Source organism: Neobacillus sp. GCM10027624, from assembly GCF_042675345.1.
Lineage (GTDB): Bacteria > Bacillota > Bacilli > Bacillales > Cytobacillaceae > Neobacillus > Neobacillus cucumis_D.
In genome coordinates this window covers 470721-489633 of record NZ_JBHTHD010000013.1, presented here as the reverse complement: position 1 = coordinate 489633, position 18913 = coordinate 470721, and the positions used below count along the sequence as shown (strand labels likewise).

Below are 18913 nucleotides of genomic sequence, written 5' to 3'. Positions count from 1 at the left end.
CATAAGCGTTCAAATGACATAACAGTATTAAGTTTATACCCATTCTCACCAAACTTTCCATAGGGAGGAATAATATGCATAATTTACTTAATGGTATGTTCGAATTATTTATGATCATTTGCTTTGGTAAGATTTTTTACTACTCCTTTTTTGCTCCCCGAAAAAAGCAGATCTAATGCAAATAATATTTAGTGTTGCTCTTTTTTTTTGCCCCAAAATAAAAAACCCTCCTATATGTAAGAGAGTTCATTCATTAAAGTTAAATTAATCATTCGGAATCATTAAATTTTGCTTCATTAAAATTTCTTCTAAAAACGTCATTAATTCCGATCGCAGTTCATTCGTTTGAAGAGCCATCTCAATCGTTGTTTGAATGAACCCTAGTTTATCTCCTACATCAAATCTCTTTCCTTCAAATTCATAAGCAAAGACCCTTTGTATTTTGTTGAGCTGCTGAATGGCATCAGTTAACTGAATCTCACCACCAGCGCCTTCTTCTTGCTTATCTAGGAACATAAAAATTTCAGGTGTCAAAATATATCTACCCATTATGGCTAAATTAGAAGGAGCTGATCCTAAGGAAGGCTTCTCCACGAAATTCCTAACTTGATACAATAGACCATCTTGTTCTGATGGGTCAATAATCCCGTATCTAGAGGTTTCGCTTTCTAAAACGGTTTGAACGCCAATTACAGAGGTCTGAATTCTATTGTAAACATTGATCATTTGCTTCAAGCAGGGAGTTTCCGCTTGTACAATGTCATCCCCCAGCAAAACAGCAAATGGTTCATCTCCGATAAATTTACGTGCACACCAGATGGCATGACCGAGTCCTTTTGGTTCTTTCTGCCGAATATAATGTAAATCAACTTTTGATGATTCCTTTACCTTTTCAAGAAGATCAAATTTCCCTTTTGTAACCAAGTTTTCTTCTAACTCAAAAGAGTTGTCAAAATGATCTTCAATTGCCCGTTTTCCTTTTCCCGTTACAATAATTATATCTTCAATTCCAGACTCCATTGCTTCCTCAACGATATATTGGATAGTTGGCTTGTCCACTATAGGAAGCATTTCCTTTGGCATAGCTTTCGTAGCCGGTAAAAATCTTGTACCCAATCCTGCCGCAGGAATAATAGCTTTACGAATTTGCTTCACTACTCTCACTCCTTTTCCAAAATAAAACCTAAACACAAGAAAGCATGCTTTCGAATACATCGCTCCAGTTTTTCGCTTTCGCTATCTGCTTGCGTATAAGCATATTGTTATCTTGATTCTTATCCCCTGCTAATTTTTCACATTCATAGATAAATTCACTTGGTTGATTGTTTGCTATATAGCTATAAACCGATTCTTGAACATACTTTTTGGTAGAAGGTAAATTAATCCCTACAACCGGTTTACCTGCTGCCAGAAATTCAAATAATTTTAACGGGAATACGGCCTGATTGTATTGGGAGGGTTTATATGGCATGATCCCAATGTCGATTAAATTCATATATTTCGGTACATCAGCTGGAGAAACACTGCCGGTCCATAATACGTTCTGTTCCGTTAGTAACTTTTTAAAATCAGAATCTTGATTTGTTCCATCTGGACCTACGAACAAAAATAGCCACTCCCGCTTTTTTCTTGCTACTTGCTGGATTAGCTCAAAATCAAGCTTCGGTTTAATACCCCCGATAAATCCCAAAACAGTGCCATTAAAGTTTTCCGGAAGAACATGTTTAACTTGAGTATGTTCGCTTGCAAATAGCTCGAATTCAACCCCATTTTCAAATGTAAAAACTTTTTGAGTCGAACCTGTTTTTTCTATCATTTGATCACGTAAATATTCAGAAGTGCAAAAGATGGTATCGGCCCTCTGAATAATACGATTTTCTGCTTTTGCAATAATGTTCTGTCTAAGAGTAGATACGACTGAACTTTTCCCGTTCATGGGTGAAGCCCATAAATCACTGCAATCATATATGACCCTGTCCCATGGAAACAGATCTGAAAGTAATGGGAAACCGGGAAAGGTGTACCAAAGATTGATCGTATACTGTCCTTTGAATTTTTTTAAATAGGAAAGGAAAGGTAGCAATTTTGATTTATAGAATCCATCCATATAGCGTCCAAACCGAAACAACTTATTTGGCAGCAAATCTTGTACCGACCATTGTCCGATCCCGTTTGGCAGTGTTTTTGCAGAAACTCCCTTACGATTTGGGTTTGGACAAACCCAAATCACTTCTTTCGTATCCGGTTGTTGCTGCAAAAATTCCGCAAGTCGATGTCTTCGATAACGGAGCCCGTCATTTTCCCATTCCCCTGTTGCTACCACAATATGAATTTTTTTCATTTATCCAAAACCTCTTTTATATTCTTTTAACTACTGCATGATAAGCATAATGAGAGAAACACCAAAATGCTTTTAGAAGATTTAACTTCTCAATCTTGCGATACACAAACCAATTCATCTTGGCAGCTTTCCACTTGTTTTTTGAAATCGAAGGATTTCCAATTCGATACTCAGCCAAAATTTCATTTAATCCATAAGCGTTAAATCCCTTTTTTAAAATCGCCAGCCACATCGCTAAATCCTGCCTTGTTCGAATATTGGGCATTTGAATTCGGCCTACTTTACGGCGATCAATCATGACCGTTAGACATCCGATAATTGTATTCTTTAACATATCCTCATAGGTGATTTTTTCTGGAGCTGATACATATTTATCCAAAAGAACACCATCATTACTAATAAACTCGTACCCAGTAAAAGTGAAAGCATAGTCATTTTTCTGCATAAAGGTTAGCTGACGCTCTAATTTATCCGGTTTCCAACAATCATCACTATCTAAAAATGCAACATATCTTGCTTGTGCATGCTGTAAGGCGAGATTTCTGGCGATCGCGGCACCACCATTTTCTTTTGAAAAAATAACTCGTATTCTTTCATCCTCTTCAGCATAACGGTTTAATATAACCGGTGTATCGTCAGTAGAACAATCATCTACAATAATCATTTCCCAATTTTGAAAAGTCTGCTTCAAAACAGATTCGATTGTTTTATCGATCGATTTGCTGGCATTATACGAAGGGGTAATAATCGAAATTATTGGCTGCATCTGAACCATAAAGGTCCTCCTCCTTTTATTCTGATGTTCCCCGAACCAGTTCAGGAATCAAAACCCAAGCACAAGCGAGTGCAATTCCAATTAAAACTCCTGCTACCGCCCGTTCCTTTGAGTTGAGGGCTTTATTGTCCGTCATTACCTCACTTGGATCTGTAGATTCTAGTAATGACGCCGGTTTAATTTCAAAAAGTGTCGTTTTCAGTTCATTAAGAAAGCGTTGTTGGTCAACTATTGTATCTTCGCTGACCTTTTCCTGGCTTAATGATTGAATGGAATCTTGAGTGATTTCCTTTTTTTCTTGAAAACTTATTTTATCCATCTTCAAAAACGCAGTTGAAATTTGGTTTATTACTTCAGTTGCATTCTCTTTTGGAGAATCCGTATAAGAAAGTTTAATGATTTTATCCGTTACAGCCGTTACTTGTAATTTGCTTAAATTCTCTTTCGATAGATTTGGTAAATTCTCTCGATAGAAAGGGGAATTGGTTAATAAAATCATTACGTTTTTGGCATTATTTAAAGAATCATAATCATAACTCCCTAAAGAAAGCGTCGCTTCGGCAGTATACGTGGATGCTTCTTTCCCAACAGGAAGAAACCAGCCTACTAATCCAAGAAGAATTGGAACTGCTATTAAAATCAAAAAATATTTTTTACTTCTTTGTGCCAGCCTATTAACGATTAATTCCATTTCGAAGCTTACTCCTTCGCTTATTTTTACCCTTAATTTTTCTATTCTTGTTGTTATATACATTCACCGTAGCAATTACAAACCCCAGGAAAACCCAGTGGAAATATAGATTGCTCACAGAGCTAGGACTAATACTAGAAATAAGGAAGGCAATTTGTCCCATCATGCAGGCTTCAATGATTCCTTTTTCCTTCCCGTCCTTCGGTTCTCTGAAGGCTTTATAAAGACAATAAAATAGATAAATATAGATAAAGAGGTAACCTAGAAATACAGCGATTCCAAAATTACCTAAAATTTCCATAAGCCAATTATGCACTTCAACAACATGGTTGGTGTCGTAAAAGGCTTCGTTTTTCAAGTAGTATGGGATATTGCCCGCCCCTACACCAAATCCATATGTATCTAATAAGAAGTGGAAGGCATTTTTCAATAAATTTAGCCTGACTACATTCGATGAATGGCCATCATTCGCCGCAACTGTATTTGACACCTTGTCGAAAAAAACCACGGAACAAAGAACCATTGCAACCAAACCGATGATCAATGTCACCTTCTTTAAAAAGGATGGAAGGTGGATAAATAAATAGAAAATCAAACCTACGAAGATCCCTAGTAAACTAGCTCGTGATTCAGTTAAATAAATGATGTAAACACATAACAATCCAAGTAGTATTGTCGAAGTTTTTATCCACACATTCCGACTATTTTTTGCTGCCGCTACATAGAAAGAAAACGAGATAGTAAGAAACGTTGCAAAGTCGTTTTGATTAAAAAACACAGCTGTTGGATAAGACAACTTATATTCTGGCCCTCCGTAAAGCGTTGAACTTGGGAGCTGAATATGAGTAAAATGATTGATTAAGCCAATACACAGTAGAATCAGTGTCATGAATAGCCATATTCCATAAAAAACGATCAATCTAGATATTTTTGTGAACGTAAACACTGCCAAAAAGACAAATAAGATACCAGTCCCGAGCAGGAATAAATACTTAATCCCATCTACGTATGATTTCGCCCATAAAAGCGAAGCCGTTCCGTAGAGAAGCCAAAACATCAAAAAGTGCAGAACTTCTTTTACTTTTATTTGCTTCCAATATTGTGAGAGATTGTTTTCTCTTACAATGGAAACAATGAAGAGAGCCGCTGCAGAGATCAATATCAATCGATATAAAAACAAACTAAAAAAACCAAAATGAATACTTAACACAGACTGATTGAGAAAGGTGGTCGCTACTAATAAAAACATCACACCACAAAACAGCCGGTTCGTTTCTACATAAGGTCTTACCATTAGGAAAGCTGGCGTACCAACTCCTCGTGCAACACTGTGATTACCTTCCATAAAACCTTTTTCTCCCTTTTATCTCGATCTTGTCACAAAATAAAATCTTTTCATTTGAAAAACCTCCTAAAGTGCCTTTGAAGCGGCAGTTTTCTGTCGAACTTCCGGCCTCCCAACTGAAAGATAGGTGAAACCAAGATCTTTCATCGTTTCCAAATCAAAGACATTTCTTCCATCTACAATAAGCGGCTGTTTCATTAATTCCTTTACTTTGACTAAATCCAGGTCTTTGACATCCTGCCAATCGGTTAAAATCACGCAGGCATCGCTATTTTGAATCGATTCATAGATGTCTTCAGAATAGGCACACTGATATCCTAGCTGCTTTTTCGTTTCCTTAATGGCAATCGGATCGAAAGCCTGGAGATTTGCCCCATGAACAGCTAAATACGGAATAATGTCTATTGCCGGTGAAGATCTGATATCGTCTGTATTTGGTTTAAAGGCCAATCCTAAAATACTAATCGTCTTCCCTTTTAAGGTTCCTAGCGCATTCTCCAGTTTTTTCACTAATTGGACCCGCTGTCCCTCATTCGTTGCAATTACGGACTTAATTAAATTAAATTCATATCCACACTCTTTCGCGATATGCAGAAGGGCCGATGTATCTTTTGGGAAACAAGATCCGCCAAATCCCACTCCTGCCTGTAAAAATTTATTTCCGATTCGGCTATCTAACCCAATGCCTTCCGAAACTTTGGTTACATCAGCACCGACACGTTCACAAATATTAGCAATATCATTAATAAATGAGATCTTTGTAGCTAAAAATGCATTTGCCGCGTATTTAATTAATTCCGCCGTTTCTAAAGATGCTTTTACGATATTGGATGTAAAGGGCTGGTGCAGCTCTGCAATAATTTGAAACGCTTTTTCGCTGGTTGCCCCGATTACAGCACGTTCCATATTCATGGAATCCTTAATGGCAGCACCTTCACGTAAAAATTCCGGATTCGCTACAATATCAAAAGGAATTTGATTATAGGCATGCTCTTGGATGATGGATTTTATCAGTTTCCCCGTACCAACAGGCACTGTGCTTTTTGTAACAATTACCTTGTAACCATTTAAATTTTCCCCAATGGTTTTGGCCACCTGTTTAATATAGGTAAGGTCGGCTTTTCCGGATGATGTCATTGGAGTTCCAACAGCAATATAAATCACTTCTGCCTCTTGAATCGCTTGTGTTATATCATAAGTAAAATGAAGAGCGCCTCTCCGTACATTTTTATCGACAAGTTCTTTTAATCCAGGCTCATAAATCGGCATAACTCCTTGCAGGAGATCATTGATTTTTGATTGATTAATATCACAGCAAGTAACCTGATTTCCGGCATCCGCAAAACATGTCCCCGATACAAGACCTACATAACCCGTTCCAACCACCGTAATTTTCTTCAATTTCCATCATCCTTCCATTTAATGTAATAGGTTTCTATAGTTCTCTTTCAGTTGTATTGCGTTCTTATGGGAATAATAGTTTTGTTGTACCTGCTCATAGAGATCCAGCAGGATTTTCGGTGAATATAGACTGCGGTTTAATACATCCTGAATTCTCTGTACTAGACTTGATACAGACTTTGGCTCGATTAATAAATCACGATGTTCACCAAATAATTCCGGGACACCACCCACAGCTGTACAAATAACAGGGATTTTTAATGCAATGGCTTCAAGTACTACAGTCGGCATTCCTTCCGTATAGGATGGAAGGGCAAATAAATCACTAGCAAACAAGTAATTTCTCACACTTTCATTTGCAACCTGCCCCGTTATGAACAGCCTGCTATTGAATTCCGGATTCCGGCTTAATTTATCTTTTGCGGGACCGTCCCCTACGAAGACAATTGCGACTTCATTTGATAGAAACTTAAGCGTCTGAGCAAGTTCAAATACACCTTTTGCTTCCGTTAGTCTTCCAACAAATGTAATAATCTTTTTATCCTCAGGGATCCCCAGCAGCCGTCTCATTTGCTGCTGGGTTTGTTCCGGCTGCTGGAATTGGGAAAGATCAATCCCAATTGGGAGTACAGCACTTTCCCTGCCTGCCAGCTCCTTCGTTTTCCTTTGTAAATTTTCGGCAACCGTTAAAACGGAATCTGCCATATTGACTGATTGAAGAAATGCTTTTTTTGCGCTAGAGCTGTAATGGGGATATACGTTTACGTCACTACCGTGTAACGTTAAAATCCATGGCAGCCCTTTTTCAGAGGCAACGATTCTTGCTGCTCCGCCAGATGGCATCGCAAAATGAGCATGAATTAAATCCGGAGCAAGCCCATAATCTTCTATGGTCTTCAGAACTGCTGCCGCAATCCGCCTGTCCGGCTGCGCCCATCTAAGCTGTCCGGGCAGTGCTAAATAATGCGGCCGATAAACCTTCACTCCCTTTCGCTCATAGACCTTAGAGATTTGTTTATTGGCCTTATCTGCTTTACGAAAATTCCGAATAAATGTCAGACTGCGTGGTACCGGGCTAATGACCGTAACCTCTACTCCCAAACGGTGTAATGCCTGTACCTGCGTTTCGTGAAAGACGCCGCTCCCTGGTTGAACATCACTTGGATACACACTTGTAATCCATAATGCCTTCATTTTTTATCGCCCTCTAGCTTGTTTATTTACAATCCTTAAGAAGTAATTTGGATACACTTTTAGCAAAAGCAGCAAGTATACTCCAGCACTAAAGCCTACTGAAATCGTTAACGGCCAAATGGCAGCTGCTTGAAAATACAAAGTGCTAAATACTTTCGTAACATACGCAATTGCTGTTATTAGAATCGAGAATAAAAGTGGAACCATAATGCTTTTCAGATAATGCTTCCATTGCAGCTGGATTAACCATGTTAATAACCACCTGCCAATTAGAAAGTTCACGATGCTCACCATTACATAAGTCCAAGCAACGACCTTCAAGCTGTTCGATGCTACGGCAAAATATAACGAAAAGCTATAAAGGACAAGTACACCAAGGTCCCAATAAAACGCAATATTGGCTTTGCCTTTTGCAAGAATAATAGAGCCATTCGGGTTCATCAAAACCCGCAGAATGCCGACGATCGACATGATTTGCAAAATCGGAACAGCATCCAGCCATTTTTCACCAAAGATGGCTGGAATAAAAACATTTGAAACTGCCGTTAGCCCCATTAAAAGCGGAAAAGTAACAAGACTTAAAAGCTTTGTCATGTGTAAGAAACCATCATTTAAAGCAGTAAGACTTTGTTGATTTTTTGAAAAAACGGGAAAGGCTACCCTTGTAATAATGGGATTAATTTTCAATACCGGAATCGTAACGATTTGGTAAACAAGGTTATAAACTCCCAGTGCTTCTGCCCCCATAAACCTTCCGATTAAAATCACATCGATATTTGAACCGATTCGGTTCACGATTCTTGAAAACAGCTGAAAGGCTCCAAATGAGAGAAAGCTTCTGCATTCTGAAAGATCAAATACCAACGAAGGGCGCCATTCCCTTTGGTAACAGATTAAGTAAAGAATTCCTTTAAGCCCATAAAGCACTACTTGAGAAATGACAAAGGCTTTTATGGGGGAAATCATGAAAATGAGGATGACAAGCGTTAAAAAAGAGAATATCGTTGCCGCTGCCTCAATTGCACCAAGCATGTTAAACCGTAATTCTTTTTGCATTAAATATTGGCTTTGCTGTCCAATTGGGGCGATCAGAAACATCATCGAAAGGATCTTAATAAGGTCCGTTAAATCCTTTCGATGAAAGTAGTTAGCCAAAAACGGGCTTGTAAAGAAAAGCACTATACAAACTCCAAGCCCCGTCATCAGATTTAACCAAAACAAAGTTGATAATGTCCTTTTAGGGACATCTTCCTTTTGGATGACGGCAGAACCAAGTCCCAAATCCAATACAATTTGTGCAAATACCACAATGGTTGTCATCATGCCGACTAGGCCAAATTGGGATATGCTCATGATTTTTCCGAGGATGGCAAACTGAAAGATTTGAATTCCTGTAATAAGCAGAGTAGAAATTCCTGTCCACTTTATCCCTTTATGCAGTTCTCCTCTAATTGCGGACATTTGTCTCCCCCTCCTCCATTACCGTGCACCTTCACCTGTAAAAACCACCCTAAAAGTTTTCAAGATAATTTTTATTTCAAGTGAAAACGAAAGATTTTGTATGTATTTCAAATCATATTGAAGTTTTTCTCTTGGGGAAATGTCATATCCCCCGCTAATTTGGGCTAGTCCTGTCAGCCCCGGTTTCACCAGCAGCCGGTTGGAGAATCCTTTAATTTCCCGGTCAAACTGTTCGGTAAAACAAGGTCTTTCGGGTCTTGGACCTATGATCGACATATCCCCTTTTAAGACAGAAATAAATTGCGGAAGTTCATCAATCCGAGTTTTTCGAATAAACGCTCCGACTTTTGTAACGCGCGGATCGTTTACCTCAGCCCATTTTGCCCCCTCTTTTTCAGCATCTATGGTCATTGATCGCAACTTGATCATGTTGAATATTTTCCCGTTTTTCCCCATTCTTTCTTGGACATAAAACGGGGAACCAGGTGTTTCTAGAACAATCAGGATGGCAAAAACAACAACAATCGGCAATGCGAAAATGATCCCTATTACAGCAAAGAAAACGTCTAAAGCTCTTTTTAAATAAAGATATTGCTCCGCTTCCTTCGATAACAGTAGTTTAGGGGTTTGGGTAATAGTGTAATCATGGAAAAGATTTAAGCTTCTTTGTGTATTCACAATTAAACCCACCTTCAAAGATTATTTAATTCATTAAGCGGCCCGTTATGAAAGATTATAGGGAGGGAATTTAGAGGACTCGTTGAGCTAAGATTAAGAGTTGGTGAACAATTGTGAATCTTTATTAAAATTGTAAATTTTTTGTAAAGAGAGTTACAAAAAATAGGTAAAATAACCCACTATAAAATAAAAACAATCCGGCTTTCTTAAAAGCTAGATTGTTTAGAAGGTGATTTCTACTTATACTCAGGCGTATTTGGATATCCTTTGCTCCTTGATGGCAAGAAAATATTGACCTAATAAATGTTCAAAAATCGTATCCCAGTTTTGGGATAATGCAAAATTTCTTCCCTCCCAGCCCATTTGAATTCGCAAACTATCATGACATAATAAATCCACAATTCTGTTAGTAAACTCCTTTATATTTCCCGGGGTGCATAAGAATCCTGTAACACCCGGATTAATAATATTTTTCACTCCACCTGCATTTGCTCCGATCACAGGTGTTCCACTGGCTAATGCTTCAAGTACGACATTTCCAAACGTCTCTGTCGGAGACGGAAAGACAAACAGATCCGAAACCGAATAGATTTCTACTAAATCTTCTCCTGTTAAGAATCCTGTAAATTTCATATTTGATGGAGCTTTTTCTTGAAGTTCTTCTCTTAACGGACCGTCACCAATTACCATCCACTCAATATTTTCGTTTATTTCAGCCGGTATAGATTTAGAAATAGCCAGCAGCTTATCGACATCTTTTTCAGGCGCTAACCTGCCAACAAAGGTCAAGAGATATTTTTTTGAAAGTCTATATTTCTCACGAACAGTCTTTTTATCATAAAAAGGCTGAAAAACTTTGCAATCTACTCCCCTTGGCCATATTTCTAGATTTGTAAAACCTTGTTGTTTAAGTTGGGAAAATGTTTCTTTTGAGGGAACGAATACTTTAGCACAGGTATGATGAAACCAATTCATGTACTTCCAGAGGAATTTAGAAAGAAATTGAAGGTCATAATATTTTAAATATTGATTGAAATCCGTATGGTAGGAACCAACAAGTGGTATGTTTAACTTCTTTGCAAAATAAACCCCAGAAAGGCCAAGACTAAATGGGGTAGTAACATGGATTAAATCCGGAGAAAACTTTAATAATTCTGCTTTAATGTGAGGAAGGTTTGGAAAAGCTAAACGGCATTCAGGATATAGGAAAAAGGATAGGCTTTTAAATCGATGAATATCGCTTGCAGCATAGTCTTCATTGTCAGATTCAGGTGCAAAGATTTTAAAGGTAATGTTTTTGGCTTCTAAATATTCGGTGAACCTTTTTAAGGTTCGAGCCACCCCATTAATGTCCGGATAAAAGGTATCTGTGAAAATGGCTATTTTCATATAATCCCTCCTCATCATGCTTTCAAAAACAGAGTATATAGTAACTAAGAATACCAGTTAAACTTCCAAGGATGCCGCCGGCAAATACGTCTGAAGGATAGTGTAGACCCAGATAAATTCTAGATACTCCTACACAAATCCCCATCGGAATAAGGAAAAAAGCAAATGTAGGAACAAAAATTATATATGGGATGACAACCGCAAATATTGCAGTTGTATGACCCGAAGGAAAAGAATGGTCCTGTAATGGGTTATCAGGAAACTTTGTTTTTTCGATCATTAAATAGGGTCTTTTTCGTGGGAACATCTGCTTCACAATTTGAACAGGTATGTGACTTGCTGATAATGCAACTGCACTTGAAATAGCAATCAGTCTTGTCTCTCTTGGTGATAAAATCAGAAGGAGGAAAGTAGAAATGATGGTAAATTTCGCTCCACCAAGGTGTGTAATGGCACGAAAAAAAAGATTTAATAGCTTCTTATCAAAATGACGATTTACCTTTTGAAATATTCTACATTCAAATCCATAAAACACATGCAACATTCTACTCATAATCCATTCCCCTTTTAACCGTTATCATTCTATCTCTACTCTACTGTTAAACATTAAATCGCATATTTCATCATTTCTGCACTTAGGATGTCCGTGATGATGGTTGGGATTTTTAATGGTTCATAAATTTGTTTTATCATTGATGCAGACTCATGGTTATCAGCCCCAATTACAATTCGTTCACCATAGAAGAAATCGTTAATGGCCGATCCCTTTCGAAGAAAATCTGGATTCGATACTACATCACAACGAAGATTAGGAGGTTTGCTTCTGTCGATGATTTTATTAATTAAATCATTCGTTCCTATAGGGACGGTGCTAATTATACACAAAACCACATTATTTTCGATAAAATGGCCAATCGTATTTGAAACTACATGTATGTTTCTTAAATCAACAGAATCGTCTAGTTTATTTTTTGTTCCGACTGCAATAAAAATGACTTCAGCATCCGAATAGGCTTTATAAGGGCTCATTGTAAAATGTAGATTTCCGTTATTAAGATTTTTTTCTAAAATAGGAGCAAGCCCAGGCTCATTAATTGGAGTACGACCGTTTTGAAGCAAGTCAATTTTCTTTTTTTGTATGTCAATGCATGTCACCTGATGGCCTAATTCTGCTAATCCAGCACTCGTTACTAATCCAACTAATCCTGCTCCTGCAACGGTAATTTTCATCCAATCCCTCCATACGTTTATTTATCTTTATTGTATTTGATTTTAAGTGATTTTTTCTAAACCTGGTGTAAAAGGATTGTAAATAAAATGTAAAAAAGAAAAGCGGAAGCGCCCGTTTAGCGACGTATGGACTGGAGCGAGTCGACTGAGATAAAGGAAACACGAAGAGCGTTAGCGATTCGATGTTGACTTATCGTAGGGAGGCGAGTGAAGTACACTAGTCGCTGGGCGCTGGAGCTGGACAATTCTCAAAGTCGAATGTTGATATTTTTTACGAAGAAAAAAATCCCTGAATTTTTTTCAGGGATTAAGCCATTCCTATACTTCACTATTTACTGATTCAAGAAATTAATTGCTCCTCATTTCTATTCGATACAGAAGAACTTTTTCGTAGTTGATGCAACCAGCGATAGCAAATTGGAATCATAAATAAACTGATAAAAGTCGAACTAATCATTCCTCCGACAACGACAATTCCAAGCGTTTGCGAGATCACTGAATCTGACCTCGAGAAAAATGCAAGTGGAAGCAGGGTTAAAACCGTTGTGAGTGCTGTTGTTAGGATTGGTCGTACACGGGAAAGTGTTCCTTGTAAAATTGATTCATCTAATTTTATCCCACTTGCTAAATTCCTTTCAATTTTATCTACAAGGACAATTCCGTTTGTAACAACAATTCCTGTTAGCATCAAAAGTCCCACTAATGCAGCCAGATTCCATTCCAATCTAAACATAAACATACCTATCACTGAACCGATAAACGCGAATGGAATACAAAGTAATACCGATAGCGGCGCTTTCCATCCTCGGAAAACAGCACTAATAATGATCAATACAAGCAATATGGAGAAGAATAAAGCGAGTGCCATTTCATACATCATTTCATAAACCTGCTGCGGTGCACCTGCGAAAGAATAGTGAATCCCCTCTGGCAACGAAACCTTCTTAAGCGCGGTTTTAACCCCCTTCGTCACTTTTCCAATATCACTGGAAATGATGTTGGCCGTAACAACTGCATAAGGTTTTCCATCCTTCTCTTCGATCACGGATGAACCTGAAGGTATAAGGATTGCAAGCTGATCTAATGTTACTTCTTGTCCTTCCCTAGTCTGAAATCTCTCCCCACCCATCAAAGAAAAAATATCTTTCCCGGTACTTTTTTGCACATCGGAATGAATTACAATTGGAAATGCAGCTTGGTTAATGGAGATTACTCCTTTTGTTCCTTCCGCGGTATATTGTTGGATTCGAGTTAATACATCGTTCAGTTTAATACCATATTTTTCAATTGCCTTACGATTCAGTGTAACCTCATACTGAGTGATCTGATTTTCTGCATCGGCAACACCTTGTACAGACAGTCCCGGTACAAGCTTAAGCTGGTTTCGTATCGTTTGCGCCATTGTTTCCAATGTTTGACTATCCGACCCTGTAAGATTAATTTTTAATTGCGCATCATCGCCGGCAATACTTTGATTTGAAACTGTGTAAATGGCCTTACTAGATAGGGAGTTTAATTGTTTCTGCAGATTCTGCATAAAGGAATTAGCATCAATATCCTTCTTAACTGTTATCGATAAATTTGCAACATTTGGTTTCTGAATCCATCCTCCTCCTGCATCAAAAACGTCATCGGATTGAGGCGTAAATGATGAACCTAATCCAGAAGAGAATGAAGCGACTTTAGGATTTGCTGCCAATAAAGCTTCCAATCTTTTCACTTCTGCATCAACCTCTGTTAATGTAGTATTTTGCGGCATTTCCACTTGAATTCCCAGTTGACCTGTACGATTCGTCGTTGGTAAAAAATTGACTGGGAGAAAAGCTGCTCCCACAGATGTGAGCAAAAATAATGCCAGCGTAATCAGCGCCACTTTCCCCTTTTGTTTGAACATCCATGTAAATATTTTATGTCCAAATAGTTCTAGATTATCTTTTACGGCAACAGGTTCTCCTCGCCAAAAAAGATGGTAAAGAGCCGGAACCACCATGATGGAAACAAACAAGGAAATCACTAATGCAATGACAACCGACCAAGCAAACCCGGAAAATGCCGCACTCACCATGCCGCCTATTAGGGCGATTGGAAGATAAACCGCAATGGTTGTAGCCGTAGACGAGACAATCGCAGGAATCATTTCGGAAACAGCGCTCGTTAACAAATGAACGCTATTTTTCTCTTTTGTCTCAAATACTTTTCGGTTCATGTTATCAAGGACGACAATTGAGTCATCGACCACTCTCCCCATCGCAACTATAAGTCCTGATACAGTAAGCAGATTAAGACTGATTCCCATTGTTTTTAATAAGCCGGTTGTTGCCAATAAACAGATAGGTAATGAAATAGCAATTAATAGTGTTGAACGTACTTTACGGAAAAATAGAAAGACACATATTACCGAGAATAAGCAGCCTAACAACCCTTCTTTTATGAGTCCTTTTAGCGATGAATTGATCTGTTCTCCTTGATCAAATTGAATAGCAAGTTGTACATCCTTATTTTTCAATGCCGGAAAATCCTTTACTCTGCTTTTAATGCGATCGGATACATCTGTAATATTGGATGAAGGTGTTTTCAAAATGTCTAAAAGTACACTAGGTTTCCCGTCCGTTCTTGAAATCGTCTGCAAATTGACAATCGAATTTGAGATGTCAGCTACAGAAGATAGGGGGACCGTTTTGCCTTCTTGAGTATGGATTGGAAGCTGCATAAGGTCTTGCCCCGTCAACCCCCAACCTGAAACTTGGATGGGAATAGAAGTTTGTAGGTTTGACACCTGGCCCTCCAGTCCAGTTGTATAATTTTCTTCAAGTGATTGTTTTATGTCAGCAATAGATATACCTGATTTCTTTAAATCGTCCGTACGAAGATGAACCGCATAGCCTGCCATTCCACCACCGGAAACAAGAACATCTTTAACACCGGGAACAGTCTTTAAGCGATTGACAATATCTTCTTGAATGGCAGTTCGGAGTGTATTTTCCGTAATATTGTCAGAAGAACTCATTAGACTTATTCTCATGATTGGAAGAGAATGGGTACTTAGTCTGGTCACTAACGGTTTTTCGATACCAGCCGGAAGCGAGGTTCCTTCTAAAGCTCTCGATACCTGTTCCTCAGCTTTTTTCATATCAAAATTCATAGGAAAGTTGAGACTGACCAGTGATCCGCCATTAAAAGAACTTGTCTCAATGTCTTGCAGGCCGTCCACTACCCGTACAGCCTGTTGAATTGGCTCCGTAATCTTCGCTCTTACTTGCTGTGCTTGGTAATTCTCTGCACGCACTGTGACCATCAAGGTTGAATTATTAATTTCGGGAAGATAATCCCGTTGAATATGTATGGCGGACATCCCGCCCCAAACGAGGATTAAGATGATTAAGGTTACAATCAGAACGGCACGTTTTATTGTTTCATCTATAATTCGGCTCATTTTACTTTTCTCCGTGCAAGGCTGCCGGAAAAGTCCCCCCTTTTTTGACTAAAACTACTAGATTTTAAAAATACAAATTATAACAATAGCTACCCGATTGGGCAGCTATTGTTAGATTCGGTTTAAATCTATAAATCACGCCGCATTAGTCATTATCTGCAGGTGATGGTGCAAAGCTTTCAGGCTGTTCTGCCACTTCATCCGGTGTGTGAACCTTTTTCTCACCAGGATATGGTTTATCAAATCCTTCTGTTGCGTACCAAACGGAATGGTTCAACATGTTTGCATTCACATCATCCGGTGATGCATGACGTCCAGTTAATTTCTTCTTGTTCTTATTGGACCATTCTGTCCATTTTTTCGAAAGTTCCTTTGCCTCCGGTGTAACCTTATCTGTATTAGCAAGTGCTGCTGTATTAGAATTTGGCGAACCATTTAAGGTATCAATCGGAATTTGATTTGTTTCGAAATTGTACGGTGTAAAGTCAGGCTTATTGGTAAAAATCTCGCTCATCGGTTCTGCAGCTGCATCATTTTGGTTCATGGCAGGAAGTCCGAGAATCTGCTCAATGCTGCGGACCATATTGATGACTGTCCAGTAATGGCTGTCCGTAATGCCTCTTTTTACCCAAGGGCTGATAACATATGCCGGTTCTCGATGACCATCCACATGATCTAAACCGTTTTGCGCATCATCCTCGGTAATAAAAATGACGGAATCCTTCCAGTACTTGCTATGGGAGATTAGGTCAACAATTTTACCAACAGCTAAATCATTGTCCGCAACCATGGCTTGCGGTGTGGGAGATCCTGTTGCGTTACCTGAAGTATGGTCATTGGTAATCCATAATGTATTCAACGCCGGTAAATCATCATTTTTAACATGCTTTTCAAACTGCTGCTTAAAAATTTCAAAACGATATTGATCCGGGATGTTCATATCAAAGGTTGGAAAGGTTTTATGCGTAATTGGTCCAAGCGACGGTATATCATAGGTTGCTTGATAGTTTCCAATTGGGACATGCAGGTCGCCTTCTTTTTGACCAGAAAGTTTTAAGGCATCGTTATACCAATCCGTCCATGTTCCGAATGGTGCTGATCCAACAAAACTGATTGTATCTTCCCCAAAGTTTTCTACGGATACGCCATGTTTAATAGCTTGGTCCCATAAATGTCCTGTAGGGGCATATGCCATCGGGTCTCCTGCACCGCCTGGGTAGCTTCGGACATTGGCTGTATCGGTCTCTTTATCTTCATAATCGGTATTGGTTCCTTGCATGACCCATTGATGGCCACTGGCCGACTGGATGCCTGAAACATACATATTATCTAAAAGCGGGAAGGTTTCGGCTAATTTATGGAAGTTTGGAGTCACAGCTCTAGGGAATTGTGTTAATGCCGGTTCCCCATTACCTTTTCCTAAATCCCCGAGGACTTGGTCATATGTGCGGTTTTCTTTGATAATATAGAATACGTGTTTAATAGTAGAAGGCTCGCCTACCCGCTCAGGCATGGGAACTGGTTTCTTGTTATGTCTTGGCTTTGCATTCAAGTCTTTTAAACCAAACCAGTTGTTATTCGCATATACCTGCTTGGTTCCTTTAATGAGATCCTCTTTTGTTGGGAAAGGAATTAACGAAAGAGAACCAATTTGTGCATAAGAAGAGTGACCTGATACTTTGATTCCTTGAATCGTTAAATCACGTGCTGGGCCGCGGGAACCGATTCCATCCGCATTCGCAACGACGAGATTTTTATTCTCCTGATCCACTGCTATATCTACTGGGAACCATGCAGTAGGTAATAACCCTTGCAGTTCAGGAGTTTTATCTGGTCCCTGCCAATCATATACGGCAATCGCATTATCTCGGCCAAGGCTGACCATTAACTTGTTATCAATTAATTTGACCGCATTCGGAGCAGCTCCCTTTGCCGCATCCGGGTATGGTTTAATATCAATGGTTTGGACAACGTTTTTTGATTTTGTGTCAATAACAGAAACGTTGTCACTATTGGTATTAGTTACAAATATGTACTGACCTGACTGGGTCATACGCTCTGGCTGGACACCGACTTCAATGTTTTTTTCTACCGTATTTGTTGTAAGATCAATGACAGAAACAGTTCCTGTAGTAGTAGCACCGGTTTTAGGGTCAACGACCACTTTTGTTCCGGATGAATCCACTGTCGTGTCGCTATTCTTTGCAAGTCTACCGCCCTGGTTGGTAACGTATGCCGTATTCCCATCGACTAAAACACTTGTAGGTGCATTTTCTACAGGAATTTTAGCTGTTACTGTACCCGCTTGCGGATCGATTACCCCAAGGCTATTGTCCCGGTTTAAGGCTACAAACAGCTGACCTTTTGGACCGACAGCGAGGTCAAGCGGGTTGATATTTTCTCCGACTGCTGCTTTTGGCAGGTTAATGGTCTTTTGAACGGTTGGAATTCCATCCGAACCAACGGACAATACAATAATCTTACCTGTTGTGCCCGATGAACCAGTTGCATAGAGCTGGCTGCCGTCCTTGGAATAAGCGAGCCCCCACATATGGGAAAGCTTTAAATCGATATCTTGCTTAATCATTTTTCCAGTCTTGATGTCGACTACATTGATACCTTTTCCACCGTAATTATTTCGACCAACGATTGTTACTGCCGTCTTCCCATTTGGATGAATCGCAACAGAAATTGGGTTCCCACCAAATTCGATTTGTTTTCCCGCAGGTGTGATCAATTGGTTTACAGGGGTCTGAACGGAACCATCTGCTTGTTCCCCTACAAGATTGCTTCCAAATGCCCCATCCTGTGCGGCATAGACACCGGCAGAACTAAGAAGGAAAGCTCCTAAGGTTAATCCAGCCAGAAGTCTTTTCTTTTTTTTAAACTTCTTTAACATTCTTTTCACTCCCATCTATTTTTTTGTACAAAAATAGATTACTCTTAATTTGTTAATCTCTTATGTAGTTCAAGTA

The 18913-nt window shown here is 39.0% G+C and carries 14 protein-coding genes; all 14 read right to left on the bottom strand.

Annotated elements, in window-relative coordinates; translation table 11 throughout:
• Positions 1-264: 264 nt before the first annotated feature.
• On the bottom strand, positions 265-1155 hold the full coding sequence (gene galU / locus ACFQZ9_RS23365; RefSeq protein ID WP_498945713.1) for a UTP--glucose-1-phosphate uridylyltransferase: 891 nt from the start codon (positions 1153-1155) through the stop codon (positions 265-267).
• Positions 1156-1183: 28 nt separating this feature from the next.
• A complete protein-coding gene (tuaH, locus tag ACFQZ9_RS23360) occupies positions 1184-2341 on the bottom strand; it encodes a glycosyltransferase family protein (RefSeq protein WP_498945711.1) in 1158 nt (385 codons plus the stop codon).
• Between the two features lie 16 nt (positions 2342-2357).
• Positions 2358-3116 carry a glycosyltransferase family 2 protein gene (tuaG, locus tag ACFQZ9_RS23355; RefSeq protein WP_498945710.1) on the bottom strand — a complete coding sequence of 253 codons (759 nt, stop codon included), beginning with the start codon at positions 3114-3116 and terminating at the stop codon, positions 2358-2360.
• A 16-nt stretch (positions 3117-3132) separates the two neighbouring features.
• Entirely contained in the window at positions 3133-3807 is a 675-nt protein-coding gene (locus tag ACFQZ9_RS23350; protein WP_198312028.1) for a YveK family protein, read from the bottom strand.
• Positions 3791-5152, bottom strand: coding sequence for an O-antigen ligase family protein (gene tuaE / locus ACFQZ9_RS23345; RefSeq protein WP_498945708.1), 1362 nt, complete (start codon positions 5150-5152; stop codon positions 3791-3793). The genes ACFQZ9_RS23350 and tuaE overlap by 17 nt, the downstream gene beginning before the upstream one ends.
• A 66-nt stretch (positions 5153-5218) precedes the next feature.
• Positions 5219-6553: a UDP-glucose dehydrogenase family protein gene (gene tuaD, locus ACFQZ9_RS23340; RefSeq protein WP_498945707.1), complete on the bottom strand. Its 1335-nt coding sequence runs from the start codon at positions 6551-6553 to the stop codon at positions 5219-5221.
• Between the two features lie 18 nt (positions 6554-6571).
• Positions 6572-7747: a teichuronic acid biosynthesis protein TuaC gene (gene tuaC, locus ACFQZ9_RS23335; protein ID WP_198312025.1), complete on the bottom strand. Its 1176-nt coding sequence runs from the start codon at positions 7745-7747 to the stop codon at positions 6572-6574.
• A gap of 3 nt (positions 7748-7750) precedes the next feature.
• On the bottom strand, positions 7751-9208 hold the full coding sequence (gene tuaB, locus ACFQZ9_RS23330; protein WP_498945705.1) for a teichuronic acid biosynthesis protein TuaB: 1458 nt from the start codon (positions 9206-9208) through the stop codon (positions 7751-7753).
• Positions 9209-9226: 18 nt separating this feature from the next.
• Positions 9227-9844: a sugar transferase gene (locus ACFQZ9_RS23325; protein ID WP_498945844.1), complete on the bottom strand. Its 618-nt coding sequence runs from the start codon at positions 9842-9844 to the stop codon at positions 9227-9229.
• A gap of 288 nt (positions 9845-10132) precedes the next feature.
• Complete coding sequence (locus ACFQZ9_RS23320) at positions 10133-11275, bottom strand: glycosyltransferase family 4 protein (RefSeq protein WP_498945703.1); 1143 nt, start codon at positions 11273-11275, stop codon at positions 10133-10135.
• 22 nt (positions 11276-11297) lie between these two features.
• Entirely contained in the window at positions 11298-11819 is a 522-nt protein-coding gene (locus ACFQZ9_RS23315; RefSeq protein ID WP_498945843.1) for a phosphatase PAP2 family protein, read from the bottom strand.
• A 62-nt stretch (positions 11820-11881) separates the two neighbouring features.
• Entirely contained in the window at positions 11882-12505 is a 624-nt protein-coding gene (locus ACFQZ9_RS23310) for a nucleotide sugar dehydrogenase (RefSeq protein ID WP_498945701.1), read from the bottom strand.
• A 340-nt stretch (positions 12506-12845) separates the two neighbouring features.
• Positions 12846-15938: an efflux RND transporter permease subunit gene (locus ACFQZ9_RS23305; RefSeq protein WP_498945700.1), complete on the bottom strand. Its 3093-nt coding sequence runs from the start codon at positions 15936-15938 to the stop codon at positions 12846-12848.
• Positions 15939-16083: 145 nt separating this feature from the next.
• Positions 16084-18837 (bottom strand): bifunctional YncE family protein/alkaline phosphatase family protein, encoded by a 2754-nt coding sequence (locus ACFQZ9_RS23300; protein ID WP_498945699.1) that lies wholly within the window; start codon positions 18835-18837, stop codon positions 16084-16086.
• Between the last annotated feature and the right edge of the window lie 76 nt (positions 18838-18913).